Genomic DNA, 25,122 nt, shown 5'->3' with positions numbered 1-25,122 from the left:
AGGGCAAGCCCAGAAACACTCATCGCGACGAGGCGTTTCGCCTCATCCGACAGGCGAACCCACTCGTCAATCCGGTAAGTATCGGAATGGTGGTAGCGGAGGAGGGACTTGAACCCCCGACACGCGGATTATGATTCCGCTGCTCTAACCAACTGAGCTACTCCGCCGCTCGCTGTGTGGAGGCGATTTACGGAATGCCGCCCAGAGGGTCAAGTGCGAAATCTCTAAGAAGGGTGGTTTTGGAAAAGTTTTTTCCAACCACGCCGCATTGCCATTTGATTTCAATGGGCTGCATCAGGCGGCGGCGGTATGTCCAACGTCATGGGCAGCGGCTCGGCGGTTTCGAGTTCCGACAGGCTTGGTTGCGGGAGCTGCTCCAATAGCTCAAAGACCTTTGTTCGGCAGGATTCTCCGGTCCAGTCGGTTGGGTGAAACTGCACAGGCAGCCTCGGATGACGCAATACGATCCGCCTCCAGCGGTGTACGAGCAGCGTGCGCAGGCAGGCGCGGCGTAAGGGATCCAGCGCAGGCGGGGTGCCATGAGGGGCAAGTGCGGCATCCAGTGACGCACAGCTCTGGCGCAGTGGGGCAGGGAACAGCTCCTCCTGCAGCCAAGTGGGAACATGTTCGATCCGTGCGTTTGCGATTAAAAGATCGGACATGGGCGCAGGCGCGGGGCCGGGAGCCAAGCCCGTGTGGCGGTTGACGCGGATCACGCCGTCCGGCGCGCCCTCGCTGAGGGCGTCCAGAAGTTCCAGACCACTGGGGGGGGCCGCGATCAGCATATGCCACTCTGCCGTGGTGCAGGCGGTCGGATCATAGATGCGGGGGGTGACCTGAGCCGACTGCACGCGTCCGTGAGGGGTGAGGAAATGCACGGATCCGCGCCCGCGTCGTTTGCTGTCGGTCCAGCCATCCTTGCGCAGTCGATGCAGCGCGACGCGGATGGCTTCGGGCTTGATGCCGAGCGGTGTGATCACGCGGGTGAGGGCCGCGCTGCTGATGCCAGCGCCATCATCCTGTGCCATGTCCCCGAGGAACGACACGATGATGGACCAAACGCGTTGACCCTGAGGCTCTGCAAGTGCCTCTACCGCCGCAGTAAACCAGTCGTGTGCGTTTGTTGTCATGAGGTCAGGATAAGGGCGGGCGCAGGTAAGCGCCAGCCCTCATGCCTGCAATTGGACGCGTATAAATGATCAGAATGCGACCATGGTCAGCAGCTCGTATTCGGCCACCATCTCGTCATCTTGATTGGTCAGGGTGACATGCCAGCGCACTTCGCCGTAGTCCGCGTTGCGCGGGGTCTTGGCCTTGACGGTCAGGCGCACCTTGATGCTGTCGCCCGGTACCACGGGTTTCATGAAGCGCAGGCTGTCGAGGCCGGTGTTGGCCAGTACCGGTCCTTCTTCGGGCTGAACGAACATACCGGCGGCAAAGGACAAGAGCAGATAGCCATGCGCAACCCGTCCCGGGAAGAACGGGTTCCGTTCGGCGGCCGCGTCATCCATGTGGGCATAGAAGGTATCGCCGGTGAACTGCGCAAAATGGGCGATGTCATCGCTGGTCACGGTGCGCGGCGCGGTATTGAGCGTCTCGCCAATGGCCAGCGCACCGAAGCGGCGGGTGAAGGGATGTGCGGCATCGCTTGTTTCGGGGGCGCCGGGAATCCAGGTACCGGTGATGGCTGAGAGGATCTCCGGGCTACCCTGCACGGCGGTGCGCTGCATGTAGTGTTTCACGGCGCGCACGCCGCCCAGTTCCTCGCCACCGCCAGCGCGACCGGGACCACCGTGCACCATATGGGGCAGGGGGGAGCCGTGGCCTGTGGACTCCTTCATCGAGGTGGCGTTGTTGATATAGACCCGTCCGTGGAAGGCGGCGATGTTCAGTGTCACCTCACGCGCCACCACAGGGTCGGCAGTGATGAGAGAGGCGACGAGGGAGCCTTGGCCGCGATTGGCCAGTGCGGCTGCATGCGCAAGGTCGCGGTAGCCCATCACGGTGGAGACGGGGCCAAAGGCCTCGGTGTCGTGGACATGTTGGGCGGCGTCGGGGTCCGCGCAATGGAACAGCATCGGCGGCACAAAGGCACCCTTGTCCTTGTCGGCGCCCTCAACGGTGAAGTCGTCGGGGTCGCCAAAGACGCGGGTGGCCTCGGTGGCGATCTTGGCGGCTTGCTCCAGCACATCGCGTTTCTGCGCGGCGGAGACCAGCGCGCCCATGCGGGTGCTGTCGGCGCGCGGGTCACCAATGGTGATTTTTGCCAGCGCGGTGCTCAGCCCCTCAATAACGGCGTCAACCTGTGCGTCGGGCACAATGATGCGGCGGATGGCGGTACATTTCTGCCCCGCTTTGGTGGTCATTTCGCGCTGCACTTCCTTGAGGAACAGGTCGAATTCCGCGCTGCCGGGTGCTGCATCGGGGCCGAGTATCGACGCGTTGAGGCTGTCTTGTTCCGCCACGAACCGCACGGAGTTTTCAACGATTGCAGGTGTTTGCCGTAGTTTCAGCGCGGTTGCTGCAGAGCCAGTAAAGCTCACCACATCCTGACAGGTCAGCCGGTCCAGCATGTCGCCAATGCCGCCACTTACCAATTGTAGCGCGCCTTCCGGCAGGAGACCGCTGTCCAGCATCAGGCGCACGGCGGCCTCGGTGACGTAGCAGGTGGCGGTTGCGGGTTTTACGATGGCCGGAACACCTGCGAGCAGGGTCGGCGCGAGCTTTTCCAGCATGCCCCAGACCGGGAAGTTGAAGGCGTTGATATGTACCGCAACACCGGGCAGCGAGGTGCAGATGTGCTGGCCCATAAAGGTACCGTGGCGCGATAGTTGCTCGACCGCGCCGTCGGTGTAGACCGTGCTGTCGGGCATCTCGCGCCGCCCCTTGGAGGCGAATACAAACGTCGTTCCGATACCGCCGTCCACGTCGATCAGGTGATCCTTCTGCGTCGCGCCGGTGTCAAAGCTCAGATCATACAGGTCCTGTTTGTGGGCATCGAGATGCTGCGCCAGCGCCTTCAGCATGCGGGCGCGGTCATGGAAGGTCATGGCGCGCAGGCCGGGCCCACCGATGTCGCGGGCATAGTCGAGCATCGCTTGCACATCGAGCGTGGCATTGCCGGCGCGGGCGATCACCTCGCCGGTGATGGCAGAGGCAATCTCGCGTGCGCTGTTGTCGGGCTGGATCCATTCTCCGGCGGCAAAGCTCGCCACATCTTTCGGGCACATAGGCTGCGTCTCCCTGAAGTCTGTTGTGCAAATGCAGTGCCAGCGCCCGATTTCGGGGCGGCGCATTTTCCTGATGAGAAATATTGACCGTCCGGTCGGTTTATGCAAGTCTTTTCCCAATTGGGCTCAAGGTCGCCCGCCGTGTGCAAGGGGAGGCATCATGGAGCAGAGCATTCTGACGCAGGATCACGGGACGTGGTGCGAGATTACGCTGAACCGTCCGGATCGGTTAAATGCGTTTAACGACGAGATGCATCTGGCCCTGCGTGCCGCACTGGAAGAGGCGCGCGATTCTGGCAAGCGGGCGCTTTTGCTGACGGGCGCGGGGCGGGGATTTTGCGCGGGGCAGGATCTGTCAGCGCGCGACCCGGATGCGGCGGGTGGCCCGGTAGATCTGGGCTATACGGTGCGCACGTTTTATGCGCCGCTGGTGAATTTGATCCGCGCGTTGGAGTTTCCGGTGGTCTGCGCGGTGAACGGCGTGGCGGCAGGGGCCGGGGCAAACCTGTCGTTGGCCGCAGACATCGTGCTGGCGAGCCAGAGCGCGAAGTTCATCCAGTCCTTTGCCAAGGTCGGGCTGATCCCCGACACCGCCGGCAGCTACCACCTGCCGCGCCTGTTGGGCGAGGCCCGCGCCAAGGCGTTGGCGCTGACCGGAGAGCCCCTGAGCGCCGAGCAAGCCGCTGATTGGGGGCTGATCTGGAAATGCGTCGCCGATGATGTGCTGATGAATGAGGCGCGCGCCCTGACGGCCAAGCTCGCCGATGGGCCGACGCTGGGGCTGGGCCTGACCAAATCGCTGATCCAGACCTCGGGGGCCTATACGCTGGCCGAGCAGCTGGAGCGCGAGGCGGATGCGATGAAGACCTGTGGCGAGAGCGCGGATTACGCCGAAGGCGTGCGGGCATTTCTGGAAAAACGCCAGCCAGCGTTCCGCGGAGAATAGCGCATGACCATGACGGCAAAGACCCGCGCCGAGAAATCCGCCGCTGCCATGTGGGCCGACGATCAGGCGTCCAAATGGGCCGGTATGGGCATTGAGCGCGTCGATGAGGGCAGTGCCGCGCTGGCGCTGACCGTCGAGGCGCATCACTGCAACGGCCATGGGATCTGCCATGGCGGTGTGATTTTCATGCTCGCTGACAGCGCCTTTGCCTTTGCATGCAACAGCCGCAATCAGGCGACGGTGGCGCAGCACAACATGATCAGTTTTGTCGCGCCGGGGCGCAAAGGCGACCGGCTGCTGGCCGAGGCTCGCGAAGTCTCGCTGGCCGGGCGCAGCGGGCTCTATGACGTGAGCGTCAAAAATCAGGACGGGCAGCTGATCGCGGAAATGCGCGGCTGTTCTCGCGCAATCAAGGGGCAGCTGTTTGAGGAGACAGCTCCCCCGGTGGCTCAGGACTGAGCCGCAGAAGATCAAGGGACGTTGGAGGATACCTATGCGTGATTTGACACCCAACCGGGCCGAGCTGGACCCGATCGAGATCGCGTCCATCGACGAGATCCGCAGCCTGCAACTGCAGCGTCTGAAATGGTCGTTGCGCCATGCCTACGACAATGTGGCAATGTACAAAGCGCGGTTCGATGCGGCCGGCGTGCATCCGGACGACCTGCAGGAGCTGTCCGATCTGGCGAAGTTCCCCTTCACCACCAAGGGCGATCTGCGCGATGCCTATCCATTCGGCATGTTTGCTGTCCCGCGCGAGCAGATCCTCCGGTTGCATGCGTCCTCTGGCACCACGGGCAAGCCGACGGTGGTGGGTTACACGCAAAAGGACATCGACACCTGGGCGGACCTTCTGGCGCGGTCCTTGCGTGCGTCCGGCCTGCGGCGCGGTGATATGGTGCATAACGCCTATGGCTATGGGCTGTTTACTGGCGGCCTCGGTGCCCACTACGGGATCGAACGTCTGGGTGCCACGGTGGTGCCGATGTCGGGCGGCCAGACCGAAAAGCAAGTGACGCTGATCGAGGATTTCCGGCCCGACGGCATCATGGTGACGCCGTCCTATATGCTCAACATCCTGGAGCAATATCACCGCATGGGGATCGACCCGCGCAGCTCTTCGCTGAAGGTTGGCGTCTTTGGCGCGGAACCCTGGACCGATGCGATGCGCCGCGAGGTCGAGGCGGCGTTTGATATGCATGCGGTCGATATCTACGGCCTCTCGGAAATCATGGGGCCGGGCGTTGCCAATGAATGTGTGGAGACCAAGGACGGGCCAGTCATCTGGGAGGATCACTTCCTGCCGGAAATCATCGATCCCGAAACCGGCGCGGTGCTGCCCGATGGCGAGTTGGGCGAGCTGGTTTTTACCACGCTCACCAAGGAAGGCCTGCCGATGGTGCGCTACCGCACCCGTGACCTGACACGCCTGCTGCCGGGCACTGCGCGCTCCATGCGGCGGATGGCGAAAATCACCGGACGGTCGGATGACATGATCATCCTGCGCGGCGTCAATGTCTTCCCCAGCCAGATCGAGGAACAGATGCTGACGGTGGAGGCGCTTGCGCCCTATTACCAGATCGAGCTGGTCAGCAAGGGGCGAATGGACGCGATGCGCATCCATGTTGAGGTCTTGCCAGCGGCCACCGCGCCTGAACAGCGCGCCACCTGCACCGCGCAGCTGGCCAAGCGGATCAAGGATATCGTGGGCATCTCGGCAGAGATTCTGGTCGGCGATCCCGGCAGCGTCGAACGTTCGCAAGGCAAGGCGCGCCGCGTCGTCGACAACCGCGTGAAAGGATAAGCTCCCGTGGCCCGGACCATTGCCAAAGACCACGACCAGAAGCGCGCTCAGATACTGTCGGCCTCAGCGCGGCTGTTCGCCGAGGAGGGCTATGACCGGGCCTCGATGACCCAGATCGCAAGGGCTTGCGGGATCTCGAAGGCGAATATCTACCACTATTACGAAGGCAAGGACGCGCTGCTGTTCGACCTTCTGGACAACTACCTGAGCGGCCTGCGGGACCGGGTCTGCGGGCTGGATCTGGACGGGCTCGATCCGGTGGCGCGGTTGCGGTGTATCCTGACCGAGGTGCTGCTGGCCTATGAGGGCGCGGATCACGAGCACAAGGTACAGCTCAACGCGATGTCGGCGCTGCCGGAGGCGCAGCAGGAGCATTTGCGCGCCTATCAGCGTGAAATGGTGAAATGCATGAGCACGGCCATTCGGGACGCTGCACCCGACACGCTGGGGACTGACAAGGGCAAGCTGCGCGCAGTCACCATGTCGGTCTTTGGCATGTTGAACTGGCACTACATGTGGAACGCCGGGGCCGATACCGAGGACCGCAAGGGCTATGCCGATCTTGTGGCGCGGCTGACGCTTGAAGGGGTGGCGGGGCTGTAACCGGCCAGCGCGCCGGGCTTCGGCAGATCTTTGCTGTAGTCGCTGAGCCGATTGTCTAAAATCTTGGGAACATTCCGGCGCGCACTACGTTCATGTGTAGACGAAACACCTTGACCGGTGCAGCGACCGGGCGGCGCGACAGGGCAATCGCTTTGCGCTTTTCCCCTCCTGCCTGATCCGGTCATCAGAGAGGAGATGGGAATATGTCGAAGACTACTGGCGTCATTGCGGCGCTGTTTGCAGCAAGTGTCTTTGTGGCGGGGTGCTCCGACAATCAGGACATCAATGCCGTCACCGGCGCGCTGGCGGGTGCGGCGGTCGGCAACCAAGTCGGCTCCGGCAGCGGCAAAACCGCCGCGACGCTCATTGGCGGCGCCGTTGGTGCTCAGGTTGGCGCAAACGCACCGCGTCAGTGCACCTATCGCAACAGTGCCGGTCAGACCTACAAGGCCGCTTGCCCGTAACCTGTCTGGACCAAGACCACATGACAGCAGCCGCTCCGACTGGAGCGGCTGTTTTTTTGTCGACCTCTATGCGAACGCGTTTGAAGCGGAACAGGTGTTGCAACAAAAAAGCCCCGGCGCAGTGCCGGGGCAAATCGTTTTCGGGTCTGGTCGTCAGGGCTTACTGCCGTGATGCCAGCAGCGGTGTGATCCGGCGGACGGTGACGCGACGATTGGCCCGTTCGGCGTCCAGTACCGGCACCGCGAGGTCACTTTCGCCATAGCCCTGAATGACCATGTTCTCCGGCGGCACGTCGAAATACTCGGTCAGCGCCAGCGCCACGGTCTCCGCCCTACGATCCGACAGCGCGAGGTTGTAGGTCGCCGCCCCCACCGCATCGGTGTGGCCCTCGATCAGGAAAACTTCGGTCGGGGTCCGTTCCACCATCTGGCGCAGAGCATTGCCCAGGTCTGTCAGCTCTTCGGCCTGTTCCGGGCGGATCACCGAGGAGCCGGTCTCGAAGGTCACCTTCTCGACGTTGATTTCAGGCACCAGGCGGCGCACCGCGTCGATGCTGCGCACCTGCGCGAGGGAAAAGCGCCGGTTGATGCCTTCGGGCTGCTGTGCAGCAAGGGCTGCGGCCAGATCTTCGGGTGAAATACTGCCATCACTCGCGACGGCGTTGCGTCGAGGTGCCGCCGTAGGCAGGTCGTTTACCACCACCTTTTCGGCCTCCTGGGTGTCGTCGAACAGCACCACGGTGCGGCCATCGGGCAGGGCTTTGCTGCGGCGCAACACGCGACCGTCGGCTGCGCGGATGGTCTCGACCTCGACGCCATCCTCACGGGTCACCACGGTGCGGGTGGAGCCATCTTTGAACTGGTAGGTCTTCACGTTGGAGCCGGGCTGACGCAGCAGCGCATCGTCGTTCTTGATAATGCGATACTGGCCGTCCTGTTCGACCACGGCGCGGTCCCCGCTATTTGAAACCACCGTTTCGCCGGATTTCAGCAATTGACCAACGGCAAGGGCACCCAACCCCAGCAGGGCAGCCTTTTCCAGCTTGGAGAGACCATCGTCATCGTCCTGTTCCGCCGCCGGGGCCTGTGGCGCGACGGCGGCAGAGGCGGTCTCGTTGACCTTGGTGTCGAACTCCTCGTCAGAGCTGCGCGCGGTGTCTTCGGTGACGGTTTCCTCGATCACCTCTGCATCGGTCTCGCTGCCGTCAGAGGCAGCCGCTGCTGCCGCGGCGGTCTCGGTGTCGGATTCTGCAAGCGCGTCGGCCTGTTGCTGGCTGTCGCGTTCTGTCACTTCGGGGTTGTCTACGGGCTGGTCCTCGGCAATTTCAGCCTCAGCCTCAGCCTCAGCCTCAGCCTCAGCCTCAGCCTCAGCCTCAGCCTCAGCCTCAGCCTCAGCCTCAGCCTCAGCCTCAGCCTCAGCCTCAGCCTCAGCCTCAGCCTCAGCCTCAGCGGTGACGTCCGCGTTTTGTGTTGCAAGGTCCTCCGCTAGGGCCTCAGCGGTTTCATCTGTTGCAGCCTCTGTCTCTGCAGTCGCCTCAACCTCAGGAGCAGTATCCTCCGATTGCTCGACCTCGGCAGGTTGCTCCGCTTCAGCGGCCTCTGACGTCTCGGCGACGGCAGCATTTTCTGCTGTCTCGTCAGGATCGGCGGTCGCTTCGGATTCAGCGGCAGCGGCTTCTTCCTGAGGTTCTTCTTGCACCTCGGCTTCCGCTGGCGCCTCAGCCTCTGCTTCGGCCTGCGCGGTGTCCTCTAGAGCCTGTTCAAGACCGCCTACGTCTTCGCCATCAGGGGCGAGTGCGGAAAGAACAGACCCTGATTGCAGCTCAACGGGCAGCGCTGCATCAAAGGCGCCCTCACCATACTGCGTGCAGAATTGGGCAATGGGATCGTCCCCTTCGGCCTGCGTATCCTGCCCGGCACTTTCGCGGCAGCGCTCTACCAGCGCGGCAATCTCGGTCTCGCTCATCTGGCTGAGATCGAACGTCGCCGCGCCTTCAACCTGAGCCACACCCGGCATCGGGGCCGCCAGCGAGGCGATCACGGCCAATGCGGTGGCCGATTTGAAAAATTCCGGTTTCATCGCGCGTCCTTTCCTGTGTCAGCACGTAACTGTGGTTGTGAAACGCAGAAGTCGGACAAAAGTTGCATCCTGCAGAATGCCAGACCAACCAGGCTTTCCTGTCGCATCGCTGGCCCAGTTCTCCCGCGACCGACATGTCGCTGCCGTTCATCACTCATACGGCGAGGGGCGCAGCGAGCCCAATGTGATGGATATTGCACTGTGGTAGGAGAGGCGGTTGCAGCTAAATGGCTTGAGAAACCTACCTATCCATAGCATCATCCGAGCATGCATGACATTTCCATTTCAAGCGCGACAAATGATGATGCATCTAGTCTTGCGGCGATCCGTGTGGTGGCAATGAGACCGAGCCTCGAAGCCGTTGGACGGTTTGATCCCGACCGTGCACGCAAGCGCTTTCTCGAAACATACGACCCTCGTGATACCCAGATCGTTCGAGATGGGGAGGATCTAGTTGGTTTCTATGTCGTGCGGATACGCCCCGATCATCTTTACCTCGACCACGTTTATATCCATCCCACGCATCAGGGCCGCGGTCTGGGACGCAATATCGTTTGGTCGGTTCAGGATCAGGCACGAGAGATGGCGCTGCCTTTGCGGCTCCTGGCGCTTCGCGGTAGCCCGGCGAATGACTTCTACCTTTCGTGCGGCTTCGTGCTGGAGAAGTCCGACGACCTCGATAACTACTACACGTGGCAGCCTTAGAGGTCCGCCAGCCACGGCTCTTGAATGAAACATGCGGGCGTACGCAGCGATGGTCTGGTTCGAAACGCTCTTCCGCAGCATTCGACACATCACGCAGACGTAAGGGCCGCCTCTGGAGACGGCCCTTGGCATGTCGAAGCAGGAGCTGTTGATCTGGTCAGATCTCGACCGGGGCCACCAGCCCGACGATGTCGTAGGTCTTGCGCAGGATCGGCGCAGTGATCTCGCGGGCGCGCTCGGAGCCGCGTGCGAGGATCTTGTCGATCTCGTCCTGATTTTCCATCAACCGGGCCATTTCGGTGGTGATCGGCGACATTTTCTCAACGGCCAGATCCGCCAGCATCGGCTTGAATTCCGAGAACTGCCGGCCGCCCACGTCCGCCAGCACCTGATCCACCGACTGGCCGGACATGGCCGCGTAGATGTTGACCAGGTTGCGGGCCTCCGGGCGATCCTCTAGCCCCTCGGCCTCGGAGGGCAGCGCCTCCGGGTCGGTCTTGGCCTTGCGGATCTTCTTGGCGATGGTGTCGGCATCATCGGTCAGGTTGATGCGGCTGGCATCCGAGACATCGGATTTCGACATCTTCTTGGAACCATCGCGCAGGCTCATCACCCGGGTGGCCGCACCCTCGATCACCGGCTCGGTCAGCGGGAAGAAATCAACACCGTAGTCGTGGTTGAACTTGGTCGCGATGTCGCGCGTCAGTTCAAGGTGCTGTTTCTGATCCTCGCCCACAGGCACATGGGTGGCGTGGTAGATCAGGATGTCCGCGGCCATCAGCGACGGATAGGCGAGAAGACCCAGCGAAGCGTTCTGCTGGTTCTTGCCTGCCTTGTCCTTCCACTGGGTCATCCGCTGCATCCAGCCCATGCGGGCGACACAGTTGAAGATCCAGGCCAGTTGCGCATGCTCGGGCACCTGGCTTTGGTTGATCAGAATGGATTTTTCTGGATCAAGCCCGGCGGCAATGAACCCGGCGCAGAGCTCGCGGGTGGCTTTCTTCAGGTCAGTCGGGTCCTGCCAGACGGTGATCGCATGCAGGTCGACCATGCAGTAGATGGACTCCACATCGCGCGCTTGCCAGTCGACAAACCGCTTCAGGGCACCGAGGTAATTCCCCAGATGCAGATTGCCCGAAGGCTGGATGCCTGAAAAGACACGCGGAGTGAAGCTGGTTTCGCTCATGGTCGAAAACTCCCGTCTGGAATTATGCACCATCGTCGCTTACCCATGGCGCAGAGTATCGTCAACAGGCGTAGCCCGGCATAGAGCGGGTAGAGGCGCCGGAGAGCAGGACAACATGCAAGATCAGAACCAATCCCCGTTCAATGCATTGCCGCCGGTGGTGGTGGCGCTCGTGCTTGTGATCCTCGGGATCGAGGTGGTGTTTTCGCTTGGCGCGCGCGGTTTGATCGGCGGGCCGGAGGCGGTGGGCTGGCGTCTCAGTGCGCTTCAGGAATACAGCTTTGGAGCGGAATATTTCTGGTGGATGTGGGACAGCGGCACCTGGCCCTTTGATCTGCTAAAGCGCTTTGTGACCTACGCTTTTGTGCATGGGGCCTTTACCCAGACGATCTTTGTCTGCGTCTTCCTGCTGGCCATGGGCAAGATGGTGGGCGAGGCGATGGGGGAGATCGCCGTGGTGCTGATCTTCCTCGGCTCTGCAATCGGTGGTGCGCTGGCCTATGCGGTGTTTGTCGGTGGTCAGGTCGCGCTGATCGGCGGCTTTCCAGCGGTCTACGGGCTGATTGGTGGCTTTACCCATCTGTTGTGGCTGTCGCTCGCGACCGTGGGGGCACAGCAGTACCGGGCCTTTTCCCTGATCGCCTTCCTGATGGGTATCCAACTGCTGTTCGGGCTGATCTTTGGTGGCAGCCCGGAATGGGTGGCCGATCTGGCGGGGTTTGTCACGGGGTTCACGATGTCGTTTTTCCTGGTGCCCGGCGGGTGGGCACGGATCCTGCAGAAATTGCGTCAGCAGCGCTGAGCAGCTGTGCCGGAGTGGGAGGTTGCGCTTGCAAAGATGCAACCTCCCTGACGGGCGCAATGACTATGCCCTGCCGCGACGCAGTGCGGATTTGAAATCCGACAGGCGCAGTGCGCCGATGATCTGCCCAATCCCAAAGTAGGTCACGGCCCCGATCACGATCAGGGCAAGCAGCGCAAGGTAGCGCCAGTATCCCATCGCAAGCGCAGGGGCGAGCGCGTTGGCGGCGAGGATCAGCACCAGCCCCATCGCCACAGAGGCAAGGAAGATACGCAGGCTGCGGCGTTTGAACCGGGTGTCGAATTGGGCGGCGTCCCCCATGCTCCGTGCCCCAAGCCACAGTTGGAGAACCATGATCCAGCCGGCAACGGTCGCGGCCACAGCCGGTGACAGCCAGCCAAACAAGGGCTGCAGCCCAAGCGCCAGCGCCGCATTCACCACCATCGCCATCAGCGCGTAGCGGAATGGGCTACGGGTGTCCTCGCGCGCGAAATACAGCGGCTGCAACACCTTCTGCAGCACAAAAGCAGGCAGACCGACGCCATAGACCGCAACCGCAAGTGCAATGGCCGCAACGTCGTCCGGCCCGGTTGCGCCGCGTTCATAAAGGACGGAGACCAGCGGCAGTGGTATGGCGATAAAGGCCACCGCAGAGGGGACCGTCAGCAGCAGGGAGAATTCTCCCGCACGCGACAGGGCGTCCTGTGCGCCGCGATCATCCCCCGCGCGCAGACGGCGGGCGAGGTCGGGCAGCAGCACAATGCCGACGGCAATGCCGACCACACCAAGAGGCAGTTGATACAGGCGATCCGCAAGCGACAGCCAGGATACAGCGCTGTCGTACCCGGAGGCCACGATTTGGCCTACCACCAGGTTGACCTGGGTGACCCCCATGGCCAGCGCTGCGGGAAGGGCGACCTTCACCAGCTGTTTCATGTCCGGCGTCAGTCGGGGCAGGCCGGGGCGCAACGTGATCCCGGCGCGACCGGCTGCGATCCAGACCAGCGCCAGCTGCGCCACACCGGCCAGCGGTATGACCCAGATCAGCCAGTCCACCACGTCCTGACCCAGCACCGCACCTGCGATCATCGCGGCACAGGTGAAGATGTTCAGCAGCACAGGCGCCGCCGCTGCCGCCGCAAAGCGGCCCGTTGCATTCAGAACGCCAGAGAATAGCGCCGCCAGCGACATGCACAGGATGTAGGGAAAGACCACACGGCCAAATCCAACCGCAAGGTCAAAGCGCGCGTCGCCGACAAAACCGCCCGCAGTGGCCCAGACCAGTGCGGGCATGAACACCATGCCGAGGCCGGACAGACCCAGAACCGCAACCGCCAACAGGTTGAAGGCCTCCTGCGCAAACCCCTGCGGGTTATCTTCGGCCTCCCAGCGTTTGGCAAACATCGGCACGAAGGCAGCGTTGAAGGCGCCTTCGGCAAAGAAGCGGCGGAACATGTTGGGCAGCCGGAATGCGGCATAGAACGCATCCCCAACCGGACCCGGCCCGATATAGGCGGCGATCAGGATCTCGCGGACGAACCCCAGAATACGACTGGCCAAGGTCCAGAACCCGACCGTCATGAAGCCGGACAGCAATTTGATCGGCTTCATGTGTCGGCCCGCTTTGCACCGTCGATGATGGCCTGGCGGATTTTCTTCTCCAGCGACTGCTGCTTCGTAGCAGAGTGATATTTCAACCCGAACATGTCCTTCACGTAGAAGCTATCCACTACCTGTTCACCGTATGTCGCGATGACCGCATTTGCGATATAGACGTTGGCGCTCGCCAGGGCGCGAGCCAGATCATAAAGCAGGCCGGGACGGTCGCGGGTGTCCACCTCGATGATGGTGTAGATTTCGGAGCCGTCATTGTCGAAGGTGATATGGGTCGGCACTCGAAACGCACGCTCGCGTTTCTTGATCTTGTCGCGTGACTTCAGGGCCTCGCGCGCGATCACCTCGCCATGCAGGGTCTTTTCAATCATGCTACGCAGGCGCGGCAGGCGAGAGGCCTCGAACGGGTGGCCATCGTCGTCCTGCACCCAGAACGCGTCGGTGACAAACCCGTCCTTGGTGGTGTAACTGCGCGCATCGACCACATTGGCCCCCACCAGCGCCAGAGCGCCCGCGATACGGGCAAAGATGCCCGGATGGTCCGGCATCACGAAACAGGCGCGGGTGGCGTCGCGGTCCTCGTCAGGGTGCAGCCGCACCAGCATGGCGGATGGATCATCCAGCACGTCGATCTCGCGCAGCATCTCGGCAAAATCCACATGTGCGGTGACATGCAGCCCCTGCCAGTAGGGCGGATAGTGGCGTGCGGTTTCGCGTTTGACGGCGGATTTCCCCCAGTCGGGCAGGGCCTTGCGCAGGCGCTTTTTGGCCTCGGTACCGCGATGTTCGCGGTTGAAGGCCTCCAGCCCGTTTTCCATGGCATCCCGGGTCTGGTTGTAAAGCGCGCGCAAGAGCACCGCTTTCCAGTTGTTCCAGGTGCCCGGACCCACGCCGCGAATATCGCAGACCGTCAGCAGCAGCAGCAGATCAAGCCGCTTCACGGTTTGTACGGCCTTGGCAAAGTCGCGCACGGTGCGGGGGTCGGCGATATCGCGTTTCTGCGCCATGTCCGACATCAACAGGTGATACCGCACCAGCCATTCAACCGTCTCGGATTCGGACTTGCTGAGGCCAAGGCGGGGCGCCACCTTGCGGGCGATTTGTGCGCCGAGGATGGAGTGATCCTGTTGCCGTCCCTTGCCGATGTCATGCAGCAGCATCGCGATAATCAGGACCTTGCGGTTCACTCCCTTCTTGATGAGGGAGGAGGACAGGGGCAGCTCGTCTTCCAGCTCACCACGCTCAATGGCGGAGAAGTTGGAGATCACCTGAATGGTGTGCTCGTCCACCGTGTAGGAATGATACATGTTGAACTGCATCATCGCCACGATCGGCTCAAATTCGGGGATGAAGGCCGACAATACGCCCAGCTCGTTCATCCGTCGCAGCACGCGTTCAGGATTACCGTGCTTGAGCAGTAGGTCCAGGAAAATCCGCTGCGCATCCGGGGTGTTGCGCATCTCGTCGTCGATCAGGTCGAGATTGCCACGCACCAGCCGCATACTGTCCGGATGGAGCAGCAGGCCCGTGCGCAGGGCCTCTTCGAACATGCGCAGAAGGTTCAGCTTGTTGCTCAGGAACGTTTCTGGCTCCGAGATTTCCAGGCGGTTGTGGGTGATCTTGTAGCCGGGCTTGATACGCGGTTTGCGCCGAAAAATGCGCTCCAGAAGTGGCTCGCTCTTGAGCTGGCTGTCTTCGAGTTTGGACAAGAGAATGCGGGTCACATCGCCGACCTGCGTGGCGTGACGGAAATAGTCTTGCATGAAGACTTCAACCGCGCGACGTCCCGAGGTGTCCTGGTAGCCCATGCGTTCCGCAATCTGCACCTGCACGTCGAACGTCAGCTTTTCGGTGGCGCGGCCTGCACTCAGGTGCAGATGCGCGCGCACCGCCCAGAGGAAATTTTCGGCCTTGGCGAAGAAATCAAACTCATCCGGGCGGAACAGGCCCAGTGGCACCAGTTCGGCCACATCCTGCACCTTGTAGAGATATTTGGCGATCCAGAACAGTGATTGAAGGTCGCGCAGGCCGCCTTTGCCCTCTTTGACATTGGGCTCCACCATGTAGCGCTCGCCCTGCTTCAGGTGGCGGGCGTCGCGTTCAGCCAGCTTGGCATCGATGAATTCGGCGGCGTCCTTGGCAAATAGATCCTTGGCCAGGCGGTCTTCGAGCTCTGTTGCGAGGGGGCCATGCCCTGCCAGAAACCGATGCTCCAGCATGGCAGTGCGGATGGTGAAATCCTCAGAGCCAAGGCGGATGCAGTCTTTGATGGTGCGGCTGGAATGTCCGACCTTCAGGCGCAGATCCCACAGGATATAGAGCATGGATTCAATCACGCTCTCCGCCCATGCGGTGATCTTGTAGGGGGTCAGGAACAGCAGATCGACATCGGAGAAGGGCGCCATCTCACCGCGGCCATAGCCCCCGACCGCAAATACGGCGATCCGCTCGCCGGTGGTGGGCGTGGCAATCGGGTGCAGCACATCGTTGGCCGCCATCAGCGCCGTGGTGACAAGCCCGTCGGTCAGATAGGTGTAGGAGCGTGCCAGCTCGCGCGCGGCGAACGGCTGCAGCTCAAAAGCATCGGCAATGGCGCTGCGGCCGGCCTTGTTGGCCTCGCGCAGCAGTGCCACGACGGCGGCGCGAAACTCCGCCCCCTGAAGATCCTGAGAGAGCTCCATGACCCGAAACCGGATGGCATCAGTGTCAAAAATCATGCTGGGGTCGCAGATGAGCGACCCCAGAGGTTCGGGATGGGTTTTTGCGTGAGCGTCTGCCGGTTCAGGAACCGGCTCCTGGGAAGCTGCGGGGCGCTGGGTCAATGATGACGACTTTCTTGTCCTGAATCGTTGCAATGGCGAGGCCGCGCTCGTTGGTACCATCCGGGCGGAGACGGAAAATGCCGCCTGTGCCTTGGAACCCGGCGGGCTGTGTCAGGGCGGCGCCGGTCAGCGCGCCGGAGTTTCCAGCGCTGACCAATGCGCCGATTGCGGCGATGCCATCATAGGCCAGACCACCGATCGGATGCGGCGCGGCGCCATAGGTGGATTGGTAACGGGCACGGAAGGCCGCAGATTTCTGCGGGTCAGGCAGCGCGAACCAGCCGTTTTGAACGCCGGGCAGCTCGAGTGTCTGCGCCGGAATATCCCAGCGGGTCAGGCCCATGTATTGTACATCGGTGGTCTTTACCCCGGCTTCGGGCAGAAGCTGTGTCAGAAGCGGCAGCGCACCGGCAGTTGTGGCCGTCATCAACATCACATCCGCATTCGACTGGCGCACGTTCTGACTGATGGTCGGGATCGCATTGATCACGCCCTGCTGCGACAGATCATAGCTGACATTGCCTGCAATGGTCATGCCGCTCTGCACTGCGGCCTGTTGGATCGCGGCACGTCCGGCCTGGCCCGCAGCATTGTTGCCCGAGACCACAACCATGGTGCTTTTGCCCTGGCGTTTTGCATATTGGGTCAAGCGGCTTGCGGTATTGTCGAACGTGGCCCCCATCACAAAGACATTGCCACCGGCAATGGAGGGGTTGTTGGAGAATGCAAGCACGTTCACGCCGCGTTTGGCTGCCGCGATACCGGCAGCATTCGCGGCCTCCGCATAGACCGGGCCAAGAATGATGCGCGCGCCGTCGTTGACCGCCTGTGCGGCGACATTGGCCGTGGTCTGTGGATTGCCAGCGGTGTCATAGACCCGCAAATCCACCTTCACGCCGTTCAGATCAGCAATGGCAAGGCGGGCGGCGTTTTCCAGGCTTTGCGCAAGAACACCGTCACCGTGTTGGGCAGAGCCGCGCGGCACCAGAAGCGCCACCGGTACGGGCTTGGAGGTGTTGATGGTGGGCCCACCTCCGGAAATTGCGCCCGGATCACAGGCAGCCACGAGAGCGGTCGCGGCAACGGCGGTGGCGGTCAGGACAATCTTGCGAGCCCGATTGAAAACAGCAAACATAAAGCGCATAAACTCCCTATTCCGGGCTGCGGCGTTATGCATCGCGCACCCGTATTGGTTCGGAGCAATCATAGACGACCAGAAAAGCGGGTCCAGCGTGAATCACAAGATCGTCAGTTTGTCGCCGGGGTTATACTTCGTCGCGACCCCCATCGGCACCGCCCGAGACATCACCCTGCGTGCGCTGGATGTGTTGGCATCGGCCGACATAATCGCCGCGGAAGATACGCGATCTATGCGTAAGCTGTTGGAGATACACGGGGTTCCATTGGGCGATCGCCCCGTCGTGGCCTACCATGATCACTCCAGCGCGGGCGCGCGGGCGCGATTGCTCGCGGATCTGGCAGCGGGAAAATCGATCGCTTACGCATCGGAAGCGGGCATGCCGATGATCGCTGATCCCGGCTATGATCTCAGCCGGGAAGCCGCACTTGCGGGGCATCTTGTGACGGCTGCGCCGGGCGCCTCTGCGGCCCTTTGCGCGCTGACGCTGGCGGGGCTGCCGACGGATGCGTTCTATTTTTCCGGCTTCCTGCCCAATGCGTCTGGGGCGCGCCGCAAGCGTCTGGAAGAAGTCGCAAATATTCCCGGAACGCTAGTGTTTTACGAATCGCCCAAACGGGTTGCCGCCTCGCTTGCGGATATGGCCGAGGTTCTTGGGGACCGTGAGGCGGCCATGTGTCGTGAGCTGACCAAGAAGTTCGAGGAGGTCCGCCGCGGATCGCTGTCGGTGCTGGCTGCCGGGCTGGCCGAGGCGCCAGTCAAGGGCGAGATCGTGGTCTTGGTGGACCGCCAGCGCGCGGCTGCCAGCAGCGATGCGGATCTGGAGGCGGACTTGCGCGCGGCGCTTAAAGACAACTCCGTCAAGGATGCCGCCGCGATTGTCTCCGAGGCGCATGGCGAACCCCGGCGCAAGATCTACCAGCAGGCGCTGCAGATCGCGCGCGAGGATTGAGCCGATGGGGCAGGGCGGCAGCGAGCGCGGACGCCGGGCCCATATCGCCGGGGCTGCCGCTGAAGACGTCGCGATCCGGGCCTATCTGGACCGGGGCTACACCCTCGCCGAGACGCGCTGGCGGTGCCCTCATGGTGAGATCGACCTGATCCTGCGCAACGGCGCACAGGTGATTTTTGCCGAGGTGAAATCCAGTGCCACCCGCGACAAGGCTGCCGCGCGGATTACCGCAGGGCAAATGCAACGGGTGATGGCAAGTGCCTCGGTCTTTCTGGATGGCGAGCCACAGGGGCAGCTGACTGATGTGCGGCTCGATGTTGTGCTGGTCTGGGGCGTCGGCGAGGTGGAGATCCTCGAAAATGCCTATGGTCACGGTTGAGCCATTGAACATGGCCTTGGCCTACGCCATGTTCCGTCCAACAGAATAAGGGACAGATGCCATGAAAATCGCCTTTCAGATGGACCCGATCATGGGCGTTGATATCAACGCCGACAGCAGTTTCCGCCTCGCCGAAGAGGCGCAGGCCCGTGGGCATGAGCTGTTTTACTACAGTCCTGACCAGCTGGCCTATCAGGAAGGGCGCATTACCGCGCGCGGTCATGACATGGTGGTGCAACGTGTCGCGGGCACCCCGGCGACGCTCGGCGAACTGCGCGAGGTGGATCTGGCTGACTTCGATGTGGTCTGGCTGCGTCAGGACCCGCCGTTCGACATGCACTACATTACCGCGACCCATCTGCTGGACCGGCTGAAGGGTGATGCGCTGGTGGTGAATGACCCGTTCTGGGTGCGCAACTACCCGGAAAAACTGCTGGTTCTTGATTTTCCCGACCTGACACCACCGACGACCATCGCCCGTGATCTGGACACCATCAAGGCGTTCAAGGCCAAGCATGGCGATGTGATCCTGAAGCCGCTTTACGGCAATGGCGGCGCGGGCGTGTTCCGGCTGGACGCCAATGACCGCAACCTGTCCTCCCTGCATGAGCTGTTCACCGGCTTCAGCCGCGAGCCGCTGATCGTGCAAAAATTCCTGCCGGATGTGTCCAATGGCGACAAACGGGTGATCCTCGTCGATGGCGAGCCCGTGGGCGCGATCAACCGAGTGCCAGCGGCCGGCGAGACCCGTTCCAACATGCATGTGGGCGGGCGGCCCGAGAAGGTCGGTCTGACCGAACGCGACCTTGAGATCTGCGCCGCCATCGGGCCACTTCTCAAAGAACGCGGCCAGATCTTTGTCGGCATCGACGTGATTGGGGACTATCTGACCGAAATCAATGTGACCTCGCCCACCGGCATCCAGGAACTGGAGCGGTTTGATGACGTGAATATTGCCGAAAAGGTCTGGGAGGCGATCGAGGGGCGGCTCGGATGAGCTGGCAACTTGCCGTTCTGTTGCGTGGGTTGCGGCATGTGGGGCGCCCACGGCTGCAACATGTCAAAGAGCCGATCGAGGCGCGAATAGGGTTTGAGCGGCTGGCCCGCATCGGATGCCGACCGCCGCCGTACCTCTGTCACGTTCACGACAGCGCAGGTTTCGACCGGATTCACGTCGGGCGGCCCGCGCGTGGCAAAATCATCCTGTTTCTCCACGGTGGCGGCTATATCGCGGGCAGCCCGAACAGCTATGCGGCCATGCTGGGGCGGCTGTCTCTGCTCTCTGGGCTTGAGATCTGCGCCCCGGATTATCGCCTGGCGCCGGAGCATCAGTTTCCAGCCGCCTATGAGGATGCTTGTGCGGCCTGGGATCACCTTGTCTCGATGGGGTATGCACCTTCGGATATCGTGATCGGCGGCGATTCCGCGGGCGGCGGATTGGCCATTGCGCTTTTGTCGCATCTCTGCCGGGCGGGCACGCCACCTGCGGGCCTGTTCGCGATGTCGCCTTGGTGCGACCTGTCCCTGACGGGCGAGAGCCTGACGCGAAACGCCAATGCGGACCCGTTTCTGCCGGCAGAACGCATTCGGGAACTTGTCGGCTATGTCCTGCCCGAGGGCGAGGATGCTGAAGATCCGCGCCTTTCGCCCTTGTTTGCGGATTTTCCCGACTGCCCGCCGGTCCTGCTGCATTATGGACAGACCGAAATCCTGCTGGACGACTGTCGTCGCATGGCTGCGCGCCTGCGCGCCCATGGGGCGGATGTGACCGAGACGGTGCACCCGAGCGCGCCTCATGTCTGGCATCTGTTTGATGGCTGGATACCCGAGGCGCGTCGCTCTTTATGCGATATTTCGTATTTCGCGCGGGCCTGTCTTTGAGCGGATCTTATTGAGGCATACGGTAAGAAAGCGCCTCCGCGACGTGATCGCGCGCAATGCCTGCATCTCCATCGAGATCGGCAATGGTGCGCGCGACGCGCAGAACACGGTGGTACCCGCGTGCGCTGAGGCCAAAGCAATCCGAAGCCTGCAGCATCAACGCGCGGCCTTCGGTCTCCAGTTTGGCGACGTCCTCGAGGACACGCCCCTCTGCATCCGCATTCACCGTCGCACCGTCACATGCGGCGTATCGTTCGGCTTGCACAGCGCGCGCCCTTGCCACCCGTTCGGCAACCGAGGCCGAGCATTCGCCGGGGCGGCTGCGTTCCAGATCCGCGAATGGCACCGGTTCGACGTCAATCCGCAGATCGAAACGATCCATCATCGGTCCTGAGATCCGCCCCATGTAGTCGACGCCGCAGGCCGGAGCCCTTGGGCAGGCACGCGCCGGGTCGCTCATATAGCCGCAGCGGCAGGGATTTGCGGCGGCCACCAGCATGAAACGGCTGGGGTAGCGGATGTGAGCATTGGCGCGGGCCACCATGACATCGCCGGTTTCCAGCGGCTGGCGCAGGGTCTCCAGAACCGCGCGGGCAAACTCCGGCAGCTCGTCGAGAAACAGCACCCCGTTGTGCGCCAGGCTGATCTCGCCCGGTTGCGCCCGCCGTCCACCCCCGACAATCGCGGCCATTGAGGCGGTGTGATGCGGTGCCCGATAGGGGCGGCTGCGGCTAACGCCACCCGCTTCGATCAGCCCGCAGATCGAATGGATCATGGAGGTTTCCAGCGCCTCCTGCGGTGTCAGGGGCGGTAGGATGGACGACAGGCGCGCGGCCAGCATGGATTTCCCTGCCCCCGGCGGCCCGCTCATCAGGAGATGATGACGGCCAGCAGCGGCGATTTCCAATGCCCGCCGCGCCACCTGCTGTCCCTTCACATCACAAAGATCCTTGTCCGATGCGGTTTCGATGACCTCACCTGCGGTGGCAGGCGCAATGACGCCTTTCCCGGTGAAGTGGCGGATCACCTCGGTCAGGGAGGCAGCCCCGATGACCGGCGTCGCCTCGACCCATGCGGCCTCCGCGCTCGATCCCTTTGGGCAGAGCAGGCTGCGGTCCTGTTCTGCGGCCGCAAGGGCCGCAGGCAGGGCGCCGGTGATGGCGACCAATGTGCCGTCGAGAGACAGCTCACCAAGCGACAGTGTCTCCTCCGCAGCCTCCGGCGGCAGGATCTCCAGCGCTGTCAACAACGCCACCGCGATGGGAAGGTCAAAGTGGCTGCCTTCCTTGGGCAGGTCGGCAGGGGAGAGATTTATGGTGATGCGTTTTGAGGGCAGGGCGATCGACATCACCGCCAAGGCCGAGCGGACCCGGTCGCGCGCTTCGCTGACCGCCTTGTCGGGCAGGCCGACGATAGAGAAGGCGGGCAATCCCGGAGATACCGCGCATTGCACCTCCACCGGGCAGGCCTCAACCCCCTGAAATGAAACTGTATGTGCGCGTGAAATCATCTCTGCCCCCCGAGGTCCCTCGGTTGAGAGCCTCGAAGGACAGCATTGGGAAACGTGGTTACTGATTGGTTAAATGCGCCGTTAACCGGTCGCGAAATCGCTCATAGCTGCCAGGGCGCGCGCTCAAGATCCTGCAGGTAGGGTTCTGGATCATAGGTAACCGTCTGCGCCGCTGTTTGCCAGGCCAGTACCGCCGGGTCGCGCAACAGTTCCGTGCAATAGGCGCGGGTTTCGGCTGACACGGGCAGGTCGTAGCCGATGATCCGGGCGGCGACTGGAGTATAGAACACCTCGGCCAGACTGTAGCTCCCGAAGAGGGGGCCGGTCGTTTGACCGGAAAGGGTACGGGCGTGGGCGAACAGGGTTTCGATCCTTGCCAGATCAGCTCTGACGGCATCGGAGGGCTCAAATCCGCGCCAGATATGGCTGAGTTGCATCGGGCAGTCGCCGCGTAGCGCCGCAAACCCGGAGGTCATCTCGGCACAAAGCCACCGCGCGGTGGCACGAAGTGTGGCGTCGGCGGGCCAGAGCCCCGCATCGGGGTGCCGTTCGGCCAGGGTTTCGCCCATGGCCAGAGTCTCCCCGACGACGGTGCCATCGGGCAGTTGCAGCGTGGGCACCAGACGCGCCGGGGCAAGATCGGCAAGGTCTTGTGCCATGGTTCCTGAATAAAGCCCGACCAGCTGCACCTGATGCGGCAGAGAGAACTTTTCGAGCATGAGCCAGCCGCGCAAAGACCAGCTGGAATACATGCGATCACCGATGTGGAGTGTATATGTCATGTCACCGACTATCGGGCGATGAGGTCCATCAGTAAATCTAATGTTTGTGCTGTGAGTAATCACAAAATTTGATTTATTGCGTCAACCTGCCAAACTGTTTCCGCGTGGCTGATCTGCGTGAGCGAAAGGTTGTCAATCTTTTGCGAAAACGCTTCTGTTGCAGTGATGCCCGCAGCCCGCTGCAGCTGGCAGAGGATCTGGCCAAAGTGCCCGACAACGACGATGTCTTGCCCGGCGTGTGTCTGTGCCAGACGGTTGAAACATGTTGTGACACGCTGCAGGAGCATATTCCAGCTCTCGCCATTGGGCGCGGCGACATCTCCGGGTTGCTCCCAGAAGGCCCGAATCTGGTCGGGCGATTCTGCATCAATGTCGCTCCAGCGGCGCAGTTCCCAGTCCCCAAAATGCATTTCACGCAGGGCCTGCGCGTGGGGCAGGCGACAGCGCTGCCCCTGAATAGCATCGGCAGTTGTCACTGCGCGGTCGAGATCAGAGGAAATCACCACGGCGTCATCCGGCAGGGCCTCGGATAAACGGGCCAGGGCGGCGGTATCAGAGAGATCGGCCGGTAGATTGGACCAGCCAACCATGCTCTTGGCGTGGGTCGGGCCATGCCGCACCATGTGAAATCGGGTGATCATAGCGCCCCCTTCAACACCATGGGCAGGCCTGCCGCGACCATCACCACACAATCCGCCCGGGCTGCGAGCGCGATGTTGAGCCGCCCCTGTGCCTCGCGAAACCGGCGGGCGAGCGCGTTTTCGGGCACGATGCCAAGGCCGGTCTCGTTGGTGACCACGACAATGTCCGCCGCACAGTTGTCGAAACCGGAAAGCAGCGCCTCGGTTTGCTGTTGAAGGTCATGATCTGCCAAAAGATGATTGGTCAGCCACATCGTCGCGCAATCCATCAGTAATACATCTTTGGGTTGAGCTTCCGGCAGGACCTTTCGCGCGTCGAAGGGCTCTTCCAAAGTGGTCCAGCCGCCGCCACGCTGCGCGAGATGACGCGATACCTTCTTTTGCATTTCTTCATCAAGTATTTGTGAAGTCGCCCAGTATAAGCGATTTTTCCCAGTGTTGACGCAGGTTTGTTCAGCAAAAGCGGATTTGCCGGATGCTGCGCCGCCGAGAATAACTGTGACTCTGCCCGACAATGTGGATACCCTCAAAGTTGTAAGAATGTTGCGTGGCGCGAGGCGCACTGCAAGCGGCCGTCGAATATGGCCCGATTGGTGATCTGCACCGTTGTTGGATCTCAAACGACAGACATCAAGACTATTTTTGAACCAAAGCCGGCCCTCACACGTTGTTAACGTAGTTCTTAGAACAGGGAGTTTAACATGGCACTGGACGAGAGCACCGAAAACCCCCTTCCAAGGCGGGCAATGAGAGCCGAGCTTCTGGATGCAGAAACGGAGTTGGCTCTGGCCTACGCATGGCGGGACGAACAGGACGTGCAGGCGCTGCATCGACTGATCAACGCCTACATGCGTCTGGCGGTCTCCATGGCGTCGAAGTTCCGCCGATATGGCGCGCCGATGAATGACCTGATCCAGGAGGCCGGTCTGGGCCTTATGAAAGCGGCCGAGAAGTTCGATCCGGATCGCGGCGTGCGGTTCTCGACCTATGCTGTCTGGTGGATCAAGGCCTCCATTCAGGACTACGTGATGCGCAACTGGTCTATGGTGCGCACCGGGTCCACGTCTTCGCAGAAATCGCTGTTCTTCAATATGCGCCGCGTGCAGGCGCAGCTGGAGCGGGAGGCGCAGAGCGAAGGTGTCGAACTGGATCGCCACAAGCTGCAGCAGATGATCGCTGAGGAAATTGGCGTCCCACTGCGAGATGTGGAGATGATGGACGGTCGCCTGACCGGCGCGGATTTCTCGTTGAATGCAGTGCAGTCGGCAGATGAAGATGGGCGAGAGTGGATCGACGCGCTGGAAGACGACAGCGAGCAGGCGGCAGAGCGCGTGCAGGCCGACCACGATAATCGTCAATTGCGCGAGTGGTTGATTACCGCATTGAACGGCTTGAACCAGCGCGAGCGTTTCATCATACGCGAGCGGAAGCTGCGCGAAGATGGGCGTACGCTGGAAAGCCTGGGCAATGAGCTGGGCTTGTCGAAGGAACGGGTCCGTCAGCTGGAGGCGGCGGCTTTCCAGAAGATGAAAAAGACTCTTGAAGGTCAGTCGCGCGAGGTTCAAAACTTCCTCGCATGAGGA

23 protein-coding genes and 1 tRNA gene are annotated in these 25,122 nt (G+C 62.1%); 12 read left to right on the top strand and 12 right to left on the bottom strand.

The features are described 5' to 3' along the window. Positions 1-90 precede the first annotated feature (90 nt). The 3 genes from CLV89_RS11520 to paaZ all read right to left on the bottom strand — a co-directional run bounded on the left by CLV89_RS11520 (position 91) and on the right by paaZ (position 3,230). Positions 91-167: transfer RNA gene (locus CLV89_RS11520), tRNA-Met, on the bottom strand. 114 nt (positions 168-281) lie between these two features. After that, entirely contained in the window at positions 282-1,130 is an 849-nt protein-coding gene (locus tag CLV89_RS11515) for a PaaX family transcriptional regulator C-terminal domain-containing protein (protein WP_106163815.1), read from the bottom strand. Positions 1,131-1,199: 69 nt separating this feature from the next. Beyond that, positions 1,200-3,230 (bottom strand): phenylacetic acid degradation bifunctional protein PaaZ, encoded by a 2,031-nt coding sequence (paaZ, locus tag CLV89_RS11510; RefSeq protein ID WP_106163814.1) that lies wholly within the window; start codon positions 3,228-3,230, stop codon positions 1,200-1,202. 160 nt (positions 3,231-3,390) lie between these two features. Here paaZ and paaG point away from each other — a divergent pair, with 160 nt between their 5' ends. The 5 genes from paaG to CLV89_RS11485 all read left to right on the top strand — a co-directional run bounded on the left by paaG (position 3,391) and on the right by CLV89_RS11485 (position 7,047). Then, positions 3,391-4,176, top strand: a complete 786-nt coding sequence (paaG, locus tag CLV89_RS11505; protein WP_106163813.1) for a 2-(1,2-epoxy-1,2-dihydrophenyl)acetyl-CoA isomerase PaaG — start codon at positions 3,391-3,393, stop codon at positions 4,174-4,176. A 9-nt stretch (positions 4,177-4,185) separates the two neighbouring features. Beyond that, positions 4,186-4,635: a hydroxyphenylacetyl-CoA thioesterase PaaI gene (paaI, locus tag CLV89_RS11500; protein WP_106163930.1), complete on the top strand. Its 450-nt coding sequence runs from the start codon at positions 4,186-4,188 to the stop codon at positions 4,633-4,635. A 34-nt stretch (positions 4,636-4,669) separates the two neighbouring features. Further along, positions 4,670-5,980, top strand: a complete 1,311-nt coding sequence (paaK, locus tag CLV89_RS11495) for a phenylacetate--CoA ligase PaaK (protein ID WP_106163812.1) — start codon at positions 4,670-4,672, stop codon at positions 5,978-5,980. A gap of 6 nt (positions 5,981-5,986) precedes the next feature. Further along, positions 5,987-6,583 carry a TetR/AcrR family transcriptional regulator gene (locus CLV89_RS11490; protein ID WP_106163811.1) on the top strand — a complete coding sequence of 199 codons (597 nt, stop codon included), beginning with the start codon at positions 5,987-5,989 and terminating at the stop codon, positions 6,581-6,583. Positions 6,584-6,786: 203 nt separating this feature from the next. After that, on the top strand, positions 6,787-7,047 hold the full coding sequence (locus tag CLV89_RS11485; protein WP_106163810.1) for a glycine zipper 2TM domain-containing protein: 261 nt from the start codon (positions 6,787-6,789) through the stop codon (positions 7,045-7,047). A 160-nt stretch (positions 7,048-7,207) separates the two neighbouring features. On the opposite strand, the gene CLV89_RS11480 is transcribed toward CLV89_RS11485, so the two are convergent. Then, positions 7,208-9,127, bottom strand: coding sequence for an OmpA family protein (locus CLV89_RS11480; protein WP_106163809.1), 1,920 nt, complete (start codon positions 9,125-9,127; stop codon positions 7,208-7,210). A 267-nt stretch (positions 9,128-9,394) separates the two neighbouring features. Between CLV89_RS11480 and CLV89_RS11475 the strand changes: the two genes are divergently transcribed. Further along, complete coding sequence (locus CLV89_RS11475) at positions 9,395-9,832, top strand: GNAT family N-acetyltransferase (protein WP_243394989.1); 438 nt, start codon at positions 9,395-9,397, stop codon at positions 9,830-9,832. A gap of 157 nt (positions 9,833-9,989) precedes the next feature. On the opposite strand, the gene trpS is transcribed toward CLV89_RS11475, so the two are convergent. After that, positions 9,990-11,018 (bottom strand): tryptophan--tRNA ligase, encoded by a 1,029-nt coding sequence (gene trpS / locus CLV89_RS11470; RefSeq protein ID WP_106163808.1) that lies wholly within the window; start codon positions 11,016-11,018, stop codon positions 9,990-9,992. Between the two features lie 115 nt (positions 11,019-11,133). On the opposite strand from trpS, the gene CLV89_RS11465 reads away from it, so the two are divergent. Next, positions 11,134-11,820: a rhomboid family intramembrane serine protease gene (locus tag CLV89_RS11465; protein ID WP_106163807.1), complete on the top strand. Its 687-nt coding sequence runs from the start codon at positions 11,134-11,136 to the stop codon at positions 11,818-11,820. 63 nt (positions 11,821-11,883) lie between these two features. On the opposite strand, the gene murJ is transcribed toward CLV89_RS11465, so the two are convergent. From murJ to CLV89_RS11450, 3 genes are all read right to left on the bottom strand, one after another. Beyond that, positions 11,884-13,431 (bottom strand): murein biosynthesis integral membrane protein MurJ, encoded by a 1,548-nt coding sequence (murJ, locus tag CLV89_RS11460; protein WP_106163806.1) that lies wholly within the window; start codon positions 13,429-13,431, stop codon positions 11,884-11,886. Next, entirely contained in the window at positions 13,428-16,151 is a 2,724-nt protein-coding gene (locus CLV89_RS11455; RefSeq protein ID WP_207796916.1) for a [protein-PII] uridylyltransferase, read from the bottom strand. Before CLV89_RS11455 ends, murJ begins: the two co-directional genes overlap by 4 nt. A 64-nt stretch (positions 16,152-16,215) precedes the next feature. Further along, on the bottom strand, positions 16,216-17,400 hold the full coding sequence (locus CLV89_RS11450) for a penicillin-binding protein activator (protein WP_106163805.1): 1,185 nt from the start codon (positions 17,398-17,400) through the stop codon (positions 16,216-16,218). An 88-nt stretch (positions 17,401-17,488) separates the two neighbouring features. On the opposite strand from CLV89_RS11450, the gene rsmI reads away from it, so the two are divergent. From rsmI to CLV89_RS11430, 4 genes are all read left to right on the top strand, one after another. Beyond that, the gene (rsmI, locus tag CLV89_RS11445; protein ID WP_106163804.1) at positions 17,489-18,346 is read left to right on the top strand and encodes a 16S rRNA (cytidine(1402)-2'-O)-methyltransferase; all 858 of its coding nucleotides are present in this window, start codon (positions 17,489-17,491) and stop codon (positions 18,344-18,346) included. Positions 18,347-18,350: 4 nt separating this feature from the next. Continuing rightward, on the top strand, positions 18,351-18,725 hold the full coding sequence (locus tag CLV89_RS11440) for a YraN family protein (protein ID WP_106163803.1): 375 nt from the start codon (positions 18,351-18,353) through the stop codon (positions 18,723-18,725). Between the two features lie 61 nt (positions 18,726-18,786). After that, positions 18,787-19,722 (top strand): glutathione synthase, encoded by a 936-nt coding sequence (gshB, locus tag CLV89_RS11435; protein WP_106163802.1) that lies wholly within the window; start codon positions 18,787-18,789, stop codon positions 19,720-19,722. Then, on the top strand, positions 19,719-20,606 hold the full coding sequence (locus CLV89_RS11430; RefSeq protein ID WP_106163801.1) for an alpha/beta hydrolase: 888 nt from the start codon (positions 19,719-19,721) through the stop codon (positions 20,604-20,606). The genes gshB and CLV89_RS11430 overlap by 4 nt, the downstream gene beginning before the upstream one ends. Positions 20,607-20,613: 7 nt before the next feature. On the opposite strand, the gene CLV89_RS11425 is transcribed toward CLV89_RS11430, so the two are convergent. The 4 genes from CLV89_RS11425 to cobU form a co-directional block, all read right to left on the bottom strand. After that, on the bottom strand, positions 20,614-22,116 hold the full coding sequence (locus CLV89_RS11425) for a YifB family Mg chelatase-like AAA ATPase (RefSeq protein WP_106163800.1): 1,503 nt from the start codon (positions 22,114-22,116) through the stop codon (positions 20,614-20,616). A gap of 101 nt (positions 22,117-22,217) precedes the next feature. Continuing rightward, positions 22,218-22,898 carry a glutathione S-transferase gene (locus CLV89_RS11420; RefSeq protein WP_106163799.1) on the bottom strand — a complete coding sequence of 227 codons (681 nt, stop codon included), beginning with the start codon at positions 22,896-22,898 and terminating at the stop codon, positions 22,218-22,220. A gap of 59 nt (positions 22,899-22,957) precedes the next feature. Then, positions 22,958-23,539 carry a histidine phosphatase family protein gene (locus tag CLV89_RS11415; RefSeq protein ID WP_106163798.1) on the bottom strand — a complete coding sequence of 194 codons (582 nt, stop codon included), beginning with the start codon at positions 23,537-23,539 and terminating at the stop codon, positions 22,958-22,960. Next, on the bottom strand, positions 23,536-24,054 hold the full coding sequence (gene cobU, locus CLV89_RS11410) for a bifunctional adenosylcobinamide kinase/adenosylcobinamide-phosphate guanylyltransferase (protein WP_106163797.1): 519 nt from the start codon (positions 24,052-24,054) through the stop codon (positions 23,536-23,538). The genes CLV89_RS11415 and cobU overlap by 4 nt, the downstream gene beginning before the upstream one ends. Before the next feature lie 186 nt (positions 24,055-24,240). On the opposite strand from cobU, the gene CLV89_RS11405 reads away from it, so the two are divergent. Continuing rightward, positions 24,241-25,119, top strand: a complete 879-nt coding sequence (locus CLV89_RS11405) for an RNA polymerase factor sigma-32 (protein ID WP_106163796.1) — start codon at positions 24,241-24,243, stop codon at positions 25,117-25,119. Positions 25,120-25,122 lie beyond the last annotated feature (3 nt).

The organism is Tritonibacter scottomollicae, assembly GCF_003003215.1.
GTDB classification, from domain to species: domain Bacteria; phylum Pseudomonadota; class Alphaproteobacteria; order Rhodobacterales; family Rhodobacteraceae; genus Epibacterium; species Epibacterium scottomollicae.
This window is presented reverse-complemented; position numbering and strand designations above follow the sequence as displayed.

Excerpts from the sequence above, each read along its gene's own strand:
- CLV89_RS11455 (WP_207796916.1), bottom strand. The coding sequence starts at position 16,151 with ATGATTTTTGACACTGATGCCATCCGGTTTCGGGTCATGGAGCTCTCT.
- gshB (WP_106163802.1), top strand. The coding sequence starts at position 18,787 with ATGAAAATCGCCTTTCAGATGGACCCGATCATGGGCGTTGATATCAAC.
- CLV89_RS11440 (WP_106163803.1), top strand. The coding sequence starts at position 18,351 with ATGGGGCAGGGCGGCAGCGAGCGCGGACGCCGGGCCCATATCGCCGGG.
- CLV89_RS11450 (WP_106163805.1), bottom strand. The coding sequence starts at position 17,400 with ATGCGCTTTATGTTTGCTGTTTTCAATCGGGCTCGCAAGATTGTCCTG.
- CLV89_RS11480 (WP_106163809.1), bottom strand. The coding sequence starts at position 9,127 with ATGAAACCGGAATTTTTCAAATCGGCCACCGCATTGGCCGTGATCGCC.
- paaK (WP_106163812.1), top strand. The coding sequence starts at position 4,670 with ATGCGTGATTTGACACCCAACCGGGCCGAGCTGGACCCGATCGAGATC.
- CLV89_RS11475 (WP_243394989.1), top strand. The coding sequence starts at position 9,395 with ATGCATGACATTTCCATTTCAAGCGCGACAAATGATGATGCATCTAGT.
- CLV89_RS11465 (WP_106163807.1), top strand. The coding sequence starts at position 11,134 with ATGCAAGATCAGAACCAATCCCCGTTCAATGCATTGCCGCCGGTGGTG.
- CLV89_RS11405 (WP_106163796.1), top strand. The coding sequence starts at position 24,241 with ATGGCACTGGACGAGAGCACCGAAAACCCCCTTCCAAGGCGGGCAATG.
- paaZ (WP_106163814.1), bottom strand. The coding sequence starts at position 3,230 with ATGTGCCCGAAAGATGTGGCGAGCTTTGCCGCCGGAGAATGGATCCAG.
- CLV89_RS11430 (WP_106163801.1), top strand. The coding sequence starts at position 19,719 with ATGAGCTGGCAACTTGCCGTTCTGTTGCGTGGGTTGCGGCATGTGGGG.
- paaI (WP_106163930.1), top strand. The coding sequence starts at position 4,186 with ATGACGGCAAAGACCCGCGCCGAGAAATCCGCCGCTGCCATGTGGGCC.
- paaG (WP_106163813.1), top strand. The coding sequence starts at position 3,391 with ATGGAGCAGAGCATTCTGACGCAGGATCACGGGACGTGGTGCGAGATT.
- CLV89_RS11420 (WP_106163799.1), bottom strand. The coding sequence starts at position 22,898 with ATGACATATACACTCCACATCGGTGATCGCATGTATTCCAGCTGGTCT.
- CLV89_RS11485 (WP_106163810.1), top strand. The coding sequence starts at position 6,787 with ATGTCGAAGACTACTGGCGTCATTGCGGCGCTGTTTGCAGCAAGTGTC.
- murJ (WP_106163806.1), bottom strand. The coding sequence starts at position 13,431 with ATGAAGCCGATCAAATTGCTGTCCGGCTTCATGACGGTCGGGTTCTGG.
- trpS (WP_106163808.1), bottom strand. The coding sequence starts at position 11,018 with ATGAGCGAAACCAGCTTCACTCCGCGTGTCTTTTCAGGCATCCAGCCT.
- CLV89_RS11515 (WP_106163815.1), bottom strand. The coding sequence starts at position 1,130 with ATGACAACAAACGCACACGACTGGTTTACTGCGGCGGTAGAGGCACTT.
- CLV89_RS11425 (WP_106163800.1), bottom strand. The coding sequence starts at position 22,116 with ATGATTTCACGCGCACATACAGTTTCATTTCAGGGGGTTGAGGCCTGC.
- CLV89_RS11415 (WP_106163798.1), bottom strand. The coding sequence starts at position 23,539 with ATGATCACCCGATTTCACATGGTGCGGCATGGCCCGACCCACGCCAAG.